The 10,231-nt window shown below is 74.5% G+C and carries 8 protein-coding genes; 3 read left to right on the top strand and 5 right to left on the bottom strand.

Annotation, left to right across the window (positions count from 1 at the left end; genetic code table 11):
- Window positions 1-95 precede the first annotated feature (95 nt).
- The 5 genes from ACFWEJ_RS09635 to ACFWEJ_RS09615 all read right to left on the bottom strand — a co-directional run bounded on the left by ACFWEJ_RS09635 (window position 96) and on the right by ACFWEJ_RS09615 (window position 3,707).
- On the bottom strand, window positions 96-680 hold the full coding sequence (locus ACFWEJ_RS09635; RefSeq protein ID WP_377228983.1) for a 1-acyl-sn-glycerol-3-phosphate acyltransferase: 585 nt from the start codon (window positions 678-680) through the stop codon (window positions 96-98).
- A gap of 114 nt (window positions 681-794) precedes the next feature.
- Window positions 795-2,063: an NAD(P)/FAD-dependent oxidoreductase gene (locus ACFWEJ_RS09630; RefSeq protein ID WP_377228982.1), complete on the bottom strand. Its 1,269-nt coding sequence runs from the start codon at window positions 2,061-2,063 to the stop codon at window positions 795-797.
- 51 nt (window positions 2,064-2,114) lie between these two features.
- Window positions 2,115-2,465 (bottom strand): DUF1232 domain-containing protein, encoded by a 351-nt coding sequence (locus ACFWEJ_RS09625; protein WP_377228981.1) that lies wholly within the window; start codon window positions 2,463-2,465, stop codon window positions 2,115-2,117.
- Between the two features lie 81 nt (window positions 2,466-2,546).
- Complete coding sequence (locus ACFWEJ_RS09620; protein ID WP_377228980.1) at window positions 2,547-3,218, bottom strand: YdcF family protein; 672 nt, start codon at window positions 3,216-3,218, stop codon at window positions 2,547-2,549.
- A gap of 201 nt (window positions 3,219-3,419) precedes the next feature.
- Window positions 3,420-3,707 carry a helix-turn-helix domain-containing protein gene (locus tag ACFWEJ_RS09615; RefSeq protein ID WP_377228979.1) on the bottom strand — a complete coding sequence of 96 codons (288 nt, stop codon included), beginning with the start codon at window positions 3,705-3,707 and terminating at the stop codon, window positions 3,420-3,422.
- A gap of 206 nt (window positions 3,708-3,913) precedes the next feature.
- Between ACFWEJ_RS09615 and ACFWEJ_RS09610 the strand changes: the two genes are divergently transcribed.
- From ACFWEJ_RS09610 to ACFWEJ_RS09600, 3 genes are read left to right on the top strand one after another with little or no spacing between them, the layout of a single operon-like run.
- A complete protein-coding gene (locus ACFWEJ_RS09610; RefSeq protein ID WP_377228978.1) occupies window positions 3,914-5,428 on the top strand; it encodes a DUF3375 domain-containing protein in 1,515 nt (504 codons plus the stop codon).
- Complete coding sequence (locus ACFWEJ_RS09605) at window positions 5,425-6,147, top strand: DUF4194 domain-containing protein (protein ID WP_377228977.1); 723 nt, start codon at window positions 5,425-5,427, stop codon at window positions 6,145-6,147. Before ACFWEJ_RS09610 ends, ACFWEJ_RS09605 begins: the two co-directional genes overlap by 4 nt.
- Window positions 6,144-10,085: an ATP-binding protein gene (locus ACFWEJ_RS09600; RefSeq protein ID WP_377228976.1), complete on the top strand. Its 3,942-nt coding sequence runs from the start codon at window positions 6,144-6,146 to the stop codon at window positions 10,083-10,085. Before ACFWEJ_RS09605 ends, ACFWEJ_RS09600 begins: the two co-directional genes overlap by 4 nt.
- The last annotated feature ends 146 nt before the right edge of the window (window positions 10,086-10,231 follow it).

The raw sequence follows: 10,231 nt of genomic DNA, 5'->3' as shown, positions 1-10,231 counted from the left end.
GTGCTGGCTATTTGCGCGTTTCGCGGCCGGAACAGCGCAAATAGCCAGCACTCAACGAAGGGGGCGGGGCGGGTGGAGCGGGGAGAGCGGGTGGGTCAGGCTGGGTCTTCCGTGCGGAGGCGGGGTTCCGTGCGGTTGGCCGGCTTGACGCCTGACTTGTCCGCGTAGAACGCGCGGATCACGTCCATGTCCGCGCTCACGTCGCCCGTCAGCTCGATGCTCGGGCCGAGGCCGGCGACCTTGGCGACGCCGTCGACGTAGCCGAGCGTGACCGGGAAGCCCGCCTTCAGGGCGATGCGGTAGAACCCCGACTTCCAGTAGCCCGACCCGGCGCCGCGGGTGCCCTCCGGCGTCACGACCAGGTGGAACTCCTCGCCCCGGCCGACGGCGGCCAGGATCTCGTCGACGATGCTGGCCGGGTCCTTGCGGTCCACGGGGATGCCGCCCAGCGAGCGCATGATGCCGGCCATCGGCCCCTTGAACCAGGAGTCCTTGATGAGGAACCGGATCTTAAGGTCCATGTCGAAGGCGATGGCCAGCATGAGGAAGAAGTCCGTGTTGGACGTGTGCGGCGCGCCGATGAACACGGAGGGCCTGGTCGGGGCGGGTTGCGAACGCATCCGGTAGCCGGTGCCGGCCCAGATCAGTCGTGCAACGGCCCGGCGGATGGTGCGTGACATCGTCGTCCTCGAGTCAGGTGGAGCGGAGAGAATCTCAGGCGGCGCCGAGCTTCGGGGTCTGCAAGTCTGACAGACCGACCGAGTGGTCAACGATCGCCGTCCGCCGCCCGTTCCTCAGTGCCGCAGCAGCGGCCGCACGCTGTGCGCCGCGAGGCGCAGCAGGCCCCGGGACCCCGCCGACTGCTCGTCGAACAGCATGAGCGCCACGTGCGCCATGGCCTCGTCGGACGACGCGACGGCGCGCGTCGCGATCCCCGCCCACGTCTTGGAACGCATGAGCTGCTGTGCCAGGTAGCACTCCCGGAAGTGCCGCGCGAACCGGCGCCGGTGCGCCTGCTCGAACCCCGCCAGCGCACCCGCCAGGCCGGCCCCGGTCCAGGCCACGCCGGACCGGTCCAGCTCGCCGAGGTGCTCCGCGAGCTGCACCCCCGCGGCCATCCCGTAGAAGATCCCCTCGCCGCTGAGCGGGTTGATCGTCGCGGCGGCGTCCCCGACCAGCACCGCGGCCCGCCCCGGGGCCGTCATCGGGGTACGCGCGGCGGCGTGCGGGAGCTGGTGGGTGGCGACCCGCTCCACCCCGGACACCGAGAAGCCCCGCCGCTCCAGGTCCTCGACGTACAGGTCGAAGAGGTCCCGCAGCTTGCGGCCGTGGCGCGCGGTCTGGCGCTTGAGGTGGTTCACGGGGAGGCCGACGCCGATGTTCGCGCCGTCGTCGGGCAGCGGGAAGACCCAGCCGTAGACCGGCAGGAGGGACTCCAGGAAGTCGAACCGGAGGGTGTCGCTCACTGGCTTGTCCGGGTGGGTGACCCGGCCGTAGGCGCGCATCGCGATGTGGGTGTGCCGCATGGACGGGCGCTCGACGCCGATGGCGCGCCGCACCGTGGAGTAGGCCCCGTCCGCGCCGACGACCAGGTCGAACGTCTCCTCGGAGGCAGAGGCGCCGGACAGGGCGACCCGTTCGCGCCCGCCGTCGGCCGGCGTCAGACCCTCGAACGCGACGCCCTCGCGCACCTCGGCGCCGGCGTCGCGCGCGGCGTTCAGCAGCAGGTCGTCCAGGGCGAGCCGCGGGGTGACGTACCCGGCGAGGTCGCGGCCCTCCATGAGCGGGCCGCGCGCGAGCGCCTCGACGCCGCCCGGGCCGCTGATCGCCACCGACATGGGCATGTGGAACGGCTTCAGCAGCTCCGTCAGGCCCAGTCCGTCCAGCACCCGCCGGGCGCCCGGGCCCAGCCCGTCGCCGCAGGTCTTGTCGCGCGGGAACGTCGCCTTGTCGACCAGGGTGACGTGCGCGCCTGGGACCTCGCGCCGCAGCGCGATCGCCGTGGCTGCGCCTGCGGGGCCGCCCCCGACGACGAGGACCCTGGGTGCGTTGTCGCCGGTCACGCCGTCGACACTAGACCCGCCCGGGCCGACGGGCCAGAGCGGGCGAACCGGTCAGCGGTGCGGCTTGCGGTTCGGCGTCACGTCCTCGGCGGTCCCCGGCACGGTCTTGCCGTGCGGCGCCCCACCCGGCGTCGTGCCGCCCTGCGCGGGACCGCCCGGCGTCGTGTCCCCGGTGGTGCCGGGCACGGTGCGGTGCTGGCGGAACCGGCGGATGGCCTTGTAGAGGGTGACGCCCGCGATGACGATCGCTATGGCGTCGTCGCCGAGGCCGAGCGGGCCCAGCACGCCCTCGGACAGGAGGTCGATCGGGCTGGCCACGTACCCGGCGCCCGCGACGAACGTGAGGATCTCCTGCCAGGTGAACTTCCTGGGATCCTTGCCCCGCTTGTTTTCCTCGCGCATGCCCGGAACGTAACGGAGAACGCGGCGACTCGCCAGGGATGTCCCGGAAGCCCGTTTCGTGACGTGGGCCTCAGGCTGCGGTCACACGTCGATCGGACGGCGGTCCTCCACCAGCCGCGACGTGTACCCGGCCGCCACGAGCCGATCGAAGGCACCCATCACGTCGGCGGGCACGTCCTGCTCGTGGGAGATGAACCCGAGCTCGGCGTAGAGCGTGAGGCGCTGCGTCTCGCCCACGAGCATGTCGACCACCCGGTCGGCGTCACCGATGGTGCCCACGTACGCGTCGAGCGACATGGGCCGGGAGACGCACAGCACGTCGACGTCCGGCCAGACCATCTGGGCCGTCGCGAACGCGCGTCGCCGCTGGTAGGGGTGCGAGACGAGCAGCACGGAGGTCGGCTCGACCTCGTTCTCGGCGAGCAGCTTGCGGCTGTACTCAAGGTTCTCGCTGGTGTTGGTGGCGGCCGGCTCGACCAGCACCGCCTCCGCGGGCACGCCCTCGGCGATGGCGCGGTCGCGGTAGCCGAGCGCCTCGCCCTGGGGGAACGCGTCGACGGTGGTGGGCGCGTTCGCGCCGGTGAAGACGATCTGGGGGAACAGCCCCGCGTGGTAGAGCTCGGCGGTGTAGACGGCGACGCCGAGGTCATGGCCACCCAGTCCGATGCCGACGTCGACCGGCCGCGGCTCGTGCTGCAGGTCGTGGAACACCCACAGTGTCTCTACGTCCTCCCGCACTTCGGCGGGGATCATGACGTTCGGCATATGACGACCATATTGCTCGGAGGAATGAGGGGCACAACCTGAGTGAGAGTGCACGCCCGGTTTCCACTGGAATTGCGTGCAATGTCACATTCATCGGGAACGCACCGCCGTCGTCGCACCTCCGCGCCCCCGTGCCCCCCGCACCGACATCCCATACGCAGACAAGGTAGCGGACCGGATGAAACCGCCCTAGCGCGCGGGATCGTCGTCGTCCTCCCCCTCGCCGGCCGGCTCGGCGGCGACCGCGACGACGTCGTCCTCGAGCTTGCCCGAGAACAGGTCGAGGTACTGCAGGTGGAGGTGGTAGCCGGCCCCCAGCGCGATGCGCCGGATCATTCCGAGTGTCGGTTCGATCTGCCCGGACTCGATACGACTGATCGTCGACGTGGGCACGCCCGCGAGCACCGCCAGGGAACTCATGCTGAGCTCTCGCTCGGCGCGGATCCGGCTGATGATCTGGGCTGCGTTCGTGAGCAAGGTGCCCTCCCGTCGACGCTCTGCCATCGAAACGTGCCATGACGCACGACAGGGCCTGCCGGAAAGTAGAGATCTGTTTTCCGGCAAGCCCTGTGGGACCTGACTCTATACGTCTATGGCCGTCGCGGCGCAGCGACGGAGCAAGTGTCGCCATGTTTCCCCCGGGGGTGCCGCACCGACACGTTGGCCTACTACTCTCAGCCCCCATGGGTACTGCGAGCTCACCGGGGGACGCCGCGCCCCGGCCGGCCGCCGGGCACGGGACAGGTCGCCGCGGCCAGGCGGCGCGCGCCGTGCGCGCCCTTCTCCAGGAGCACCCCGCGTGGGTGCTCCTGCGGTCGAGGAATGCCGCGGCCGCCGTCGTGCTGCTCGACCGCAACCTCGGCGCGTCCCGCCGCCGGCTGCCCGTGGAGCAGCTCGCCGACCGGATCGACGACGACGTGCCGGAGCTGCGCCGGGCCGGTTTCGAGCTGCCCTACTCCGGCTACTTCTACGTCTCCGAGTGGATCGACGAGGGCGTGCTGGTGCGCCGGCGCGCCCCGCAGTCCGGGGGCGAGCCCGGCGCGGAGACGGTCGAGCTGTCCGACGGCGCCCTGCTCGCCATCCGCTTCGTCTCCCGCCTGCGGCGGCCGCACCCCGCGGTGACGCCGTCGCGCCTGGGCGCGGTGCTCGACGGACTGCACCGCCTGGCCGACGAGGCCGACCCCGACCCGGAGGCCCGGCTCGCCGCCCTCCTGGAGGAGCGTGCCGCCCTTGACGCCCGGATCGAGCGCGCCCGGCGCGGCGACTCCGAGGCCCTGCCGGCGGACGTCGCCGCCGAGCGGGCCCGCGAGATCCTGGCCCTGGCCGGCGACATCCCCGCCGACCTGGCCCGCGTGCGCACCGAGCTGGAGCGCACCGACCGCGAGCTGCGCCGCCGGCTCCTGGAGTCCGACGGCTCCCGCGACACCTTTCTCGACGACATCTACCGCGGCGTGGACCACCTCGCCGAGTCCGAGGCGGGCCGCGGCCTGGTCGGGTTCCGCGAGCTGCTGCGGCAGTCGGAGCACACCGCGCAGGACGACCTCGGCCGCGTGCTCGACTCCGTCCACCTGGCGCCCGGCGAGGCCTCCGCGCTGCGCCGCCTGCTGCCCACCCTGCAGGACGCCGCCGACGAGCTCACCGACACCATGGGCACCCTGCGCCGCGCGCTGCAGCGCACGGTGCGCTCCGGCGAGCTCCCGGCCGAGCGCGCGCTGCGGCGTCTGATCGGCGAGGCGCAGGACGCCGCCCTCGCCGCGGCCCCCGACGTCGCGCCCGGCGCGGAGCTGCGCCTGACCCTGCCGCTCGGCGCCGTGGCGCCCCGGTCCGTGGGCGGCCTCGCGCCGCACAACCCCGGCGGGGAGGACGCCGAGGCGCCGCCCGCCGCACCGGCCCTGCCGCCGCGACCGGTCTCGCTCACGGCGCTGCGCGCCATGGCCCGCGACTCGGAGATCGACGTGGACGAGCTGCGCGGGCACGTCAACGACGTGGTCGACCGGGCCGGCCGGGCCACGGTCGGCTCGGTGCTCGGCGCGCACCCCGCCACGCAGGGCGCCGCGAGCGTCGTCGGCCTGCTGACGCTCGCCGAGCAGCACGGCACCCCCACCGGCGACCGCGAGGACGTCAGCTGGCGGTCCTCGCGCGGCGTCGCGCGCCGGGCCGCACTACCCCAGCACCAGTTCGAGGAGCATGTCCCGTGACAGAACCCGGCGTACCCGGATCCGGCCCGGCGCGGCCCGACCCGGCAGACCTCCGCACCGCGCGCCCCGGGCGACCGGCCGGCACGTCGTCGGGCAGCAGCTCGACGACGCCGGGCGGCGGCGCGCCCGGAACGGGCGGCGACGCCGGCAGCCACCTCTGGCCCGGCGACCACGGCACGCTCCCCGCGCCCGCACGCCTCGCCCTGGCGCGCCTCGTGCGCGGCCCCTACCTGGCGGCCGAGCCCGAGCCCGACACCTGGCGCGCGCTGCTGGCCCACGAGGACGTGGTCCGCGAGCGCCTCGCCGACCAGTACCTCGACCTGGTGGTCGACGCCGACGCGCAGGTCGCGTTCGTGCGCGACGTGCCGGCGGCCGACGCGCCGCAGGTGGTGCGCGAGGTGGCGCTGACGTTCCTGGACACCGCGCTGCTGCTGCACCTGCGCGCGCTGCTGCTGGACTCGTCGGACGGCCGCGTGGCGATCAGCCGCGACGAGGCGGCCGACCATCTCGCCGCGTACCGGCGGCGCGGCGGCGGTTCGCCGATGGACTTCAGCCGGCAGCTCGACGCGACGTGGGCCCGGCTGATCGAGTCGGGCATGCTGGAGCCGCTCAGCGGCGACCGGTGCACGGTCTCCCCCGTGCTCCGGACCGTGTTCGGGGCGGACCAGGTCGCGGCGCTGAGCGCCGAGTACGTCCGGCTGGCGAAGGAGAGCGCATGAAGACCATGCACCCGTCCCCCACCGGGCAGTGGCGCCTGTCGCGCGTCGAGCTGGTCAACTGGGGCACGTTCTCGGGGCACCACGTGGTGCCCGTGCCGCGCGAGGGGTTCCTGCTCACGGGCCACTCCGGCTCGGGCAAGTCGTCGCTGGTCGACGCCGTCGCCGCGGTGCTGACCCCGCCCGAGCACCTGCGGTTCAACGTGGCCGCCGCCGGCACGGCCGCCACCGAGCGCGAGGCGGGCGACCGCGACGTCGTCTCGTACGTGCGCGGGGCGTGGCGGCACCGGACCGACGAGAGCACGGGCGAGGTGGTGGCCGACCACCTGCGCCAGGGCGCCACCTGGTCCGGTGTGCTGCTGCGGTACTCGAACGGCACCGACGCCGACGACGGCACCGTCACCCTCGTCCGCCTGTTCCACCTGACGCGGGGCTCGTCGGCGCCGTCTATGCTGCACGTCGTGGTGCCGGGTGGAGCGGGGCTGCTGGACTTCGAGCGGTTCGTGCGCTCCGGGCCCGACGTCGCCGGCGTGACCGCGGCCTGGCCCGACGCGACGGTCAGCGAGCGGCACGCGCCGTTCGCGGCGGCCTTCACGCAGGCGCTGGGCATCGGCTCGGAGCAGGCGCTGGTGCTGCTGCACCGCACCCAGTCGGCGAAGAACCTGGGCAGCCTGGACGACCTGTTCCGCGGGCACATGCTGGACGAGCCCGGCACGTTCGAGCTGGCGGCCGAGGCCGTGCAGCAGTTCGCCGACGTCGCGCGCGCCTACGCCGACATCGAGACGTCGCGCCGGCAGATCGAGCACCTGGGCCGGCTCTCGGCGCTGACCAGGACGTACGACGAGGGTTCGGCGGCCGGGGTGCGCGCGGCGACGCTGCGCGGCTCGCTGGAGACCTTCAAGGACGCGTGGAAGCTCAACCTCGCCCACGGCGCGCTCGCGGGCGCGCGGGCGGCGGAGGAGCGGGCGCAGCACCACCGCAAGGCCGCCGACACCGAGGTCGACGTCGCCGCGAACACCCACCAGCAGGCCGTCAACGTGCTGGGCGCCCGCGGCGGGCAGGCTCTGGCCACGCAGGCCGACCGGCTGCAGCGGGCGGGCGAGATCGCCGCCCTGGTCCGCACGCGGCGCGGGGAGCTCGCGACCGACCTCGAGTCCGTGGGCATGAACATGCCCGAGACCTTCGCGGAGTTCGCGGCGCTCAAGGAGAAGGCCCGGTGGGAGCTGGGCGGCGCCCGGCCGCCGGCCACCGGTGCGGTACCGACCCTCACGGGTGCGGTGCCCGCCGTGGCCGCCGCGTCGACGGGGCAGGTGGCCGCCGTCGCGACCGGCGCCGTCCCGGCGGTCACCACCGAGACCCTGCCCGTCGTGACGACGGGTGCGGCGACGGGCGCCGTGGCCACGGTCGGCCGCTCCCGCGCGCCCGAGGCGCTGGACGGCGGCATCCGCGAAGCCCTGGCGGCGCGCTCCGCCGTCGGGCAGCGGCACGAGGCCGTCGCCACGCGGATCCAGGCCGTGCGGCAGACCCAGACAAACGTGCCGGCCGCGCTCGCCACGGCCCGCCGGGCGGTGGCCGAGGCCGCCGGGCTCGACGTCTCGGTGCTCCCGTTCGCGGCCGAGCTGCTGCGCGTGCGCGAGGAGGACGCCGCCTGGCGCCCCGTGATCGAGGAGATCCTGCGCCCGCTGGCCACGCTCGTCCTGGTCTCCCCCGCGCACCGCGCCGCCGTCGCGCGGGCCGTCGAGGCCGGTCCCGGGCTGCGCTACCGCGTGGTCGGGGTGCGCAACGACGCGCCGCGGTCCACGGACGACTCGTCGCTGGTGCACAAGGTCGAGGTCAAGGACGGCCCGGCGTCGGGCTGGCTGCACCGCCGCCTGTCCGAGCAGTACGACTACCTGTGCGTCGAGGAGCCCGCCGGGCTCGACCTGCACGAGCGCGCCGTGACCCGCGAGGGCCTGATCAAGCACGGGCCGGAGGAGATCGAGCAGCCGCTGCTGCCCGGCGTCGAGGACTGGGCGCTCGGCTGGGACGCCGACGACCGCCTGGACCAGCTCCTGGAGCTCGCCCGCGAGACGCAGGCCCGCCTCGCTCAGGCCGACGAGGCCGTGGCCGACGCCGTCGCCGAGCAGCGCGAGGCCGTGCGCCGCCAGCTCACGCTGCGGCACGTGGCGCGCCGCGAGTGGCGCGAGGTGGACATCGAGACCGCCGAGGCCGACCTGACCGACGCCCAGGCGTCGTTCGACCGCCTGCTGGACGGCACGATGGACCTGCTGCAGGCGTCGCAGGACGTCGCGGCGGCCGAGACCCGGCTCGACCAGGCGCGCGCCGCCGCCGCGGAGGCCGCGGACGCGCTCGCCGAGGCTCGCGCACACCGCCGGTCCCTGGAGCACGTCGTCGCCGAGCTCGGCGACGCGCCGACCAATGCGATCCCGCTCGCGCACCGCCACGAGCTGGAGAAGCGCTACGCCGCCGTCCGCAAGACGGTGACGCACGAGGTGATCGACGACGTCTCCCTGACCGTGTCCCGCACGCTGGACGCGGAGCGTGAGGCGGGGCTGCGCACGTCGGGCGCGGCCGAGCGGGAGATCGTCGGGCTGCTGGCCGAGTTCCGGCGCCGCTGGCCCGCCATCACGCGCGACCTGACGGCCCAGGTGGGCGACCGGGCGCGGTACCTGGAGGTGCTGGAGCGCATCCGGACGTCGCGGCTGCCCGAGCAGGAGGCCCGGTTCTCGGACCTGCTGACCGACCAGGCCCGCCGCGCCCTGCGCAAGCTCGCCGCCGAGATCCGGCAGGCGCCGGCGACCATCCGCGAGCGGATCGTCGGCGTGAACACCTCCCTGCGCCGGTCCCCGTTCGACACCGACCGGTTCCTGGAGATCCGGGTCAAGGAGCGGCGGCCGGCGGCCGTCGAGGAGTTCCTGACCACGCTCGACACCCTCACCGGCGACACCGAGCCGGAGTACGAGGTGCTGGAGCGGCTGGTGCGCCGGCTCGGCTCCAGCGACCCCGCCGACCGCGCCTGGCGCACCCTGTGCCTGGACACCCGGCGGCACGTGCACTTCACCGGCGTCGAGGTCACCGCGGGCGGCATCGCGCTCGCCGTGCACGACTCCTCCGCGGGCCTCTCCGGCGGTCAGCGGCAGAAGCTCGTGGTGTTCTGCCTGGCCGCCGCCCTGCGCTACCAGCTCGCCGGTGTCTCCGACTCGGCGACGCCCGCCTACGGCACGATCCTGCTGGACGAAGCCTTCGACAAGGCCGACACGGCGTTCACGCGCACCGCGATGGACACGTTCACCGCGTTCGGGTTCCACATGATCCTGGCCACGCCGCTCAAGCTGCTGCAGACGCTGGAGGACTACGTGGGCGGCATCGGCCTGGCGACCTGCCGGGAGATGCGGGAGTCGCGCGTGGACGTGGTGCTCCTGGAGACCCCGCTGCCCGACGTCGACCCGGTCGCCTCCGCGACCCGGGGCGGGTCCGGTGGTGGGGCTGGGGCGGTTGCGCCGGCGGCGGTTGCGCCGACGCCGGTCTCGCCGGCGCCCGTTTCGCCGACGCCGATTACGCCGTCGCCGAGCGCACAGGTGCCCCCGGCGACTCCTGCCGGTGGCTCGGCGCCCGGCGCGGCAGCCCCTGCGAACGCGTCCGCCCCGGCCGGCAGCTCCGCCGCGACGCCGGCGCGCGGTCTCCCCGCGGTGCCGCCTCCGCCGCCCGGGCCAGCCCCGACGGGGCTCCAGCCGCTGACGTCGGTCACACCCCCGCCGCCGCCCGTTCCGACCCCGTCTGCGGCTCCGCCGGCGACCGCGGCGGAGGCTCCCGCCGGGACGCCGTCCGACCCGGTCGACGACGGCGAGCCGGAGCCCGACTGGTCCGCGACGGTGACCGCCGAGGAGTCCGACGGCGCGTCGCCCGTCGTCCGGATGACGTCGCGCCGCCCGTCGCTGTAGCGGGTCGGACCCCACCCCTGACTCACCCCACGCCGGATGCCGAGTCAGGCGTGGGGTCCGACCAACTAGCTGACTCGGCGCACGGCACGAGCCGAGTCAGGGGCATGGTCCGACCAGCCTGCTGACTCGGCATACCAAGAGGGTGA

This window comes from Promicromonospora sp. NPDC060204, assembly GCF_042728455.1.
Taxonomy (GTDB): domain Bacteria; phylum Actinomycetota; class Actinomycetes; order Actinomycetales; family Cellulomonadaceae; genus Promicromonospora.
This window is presented reverse-complemented; position numbering and strand designations above follow the sequence as displayed.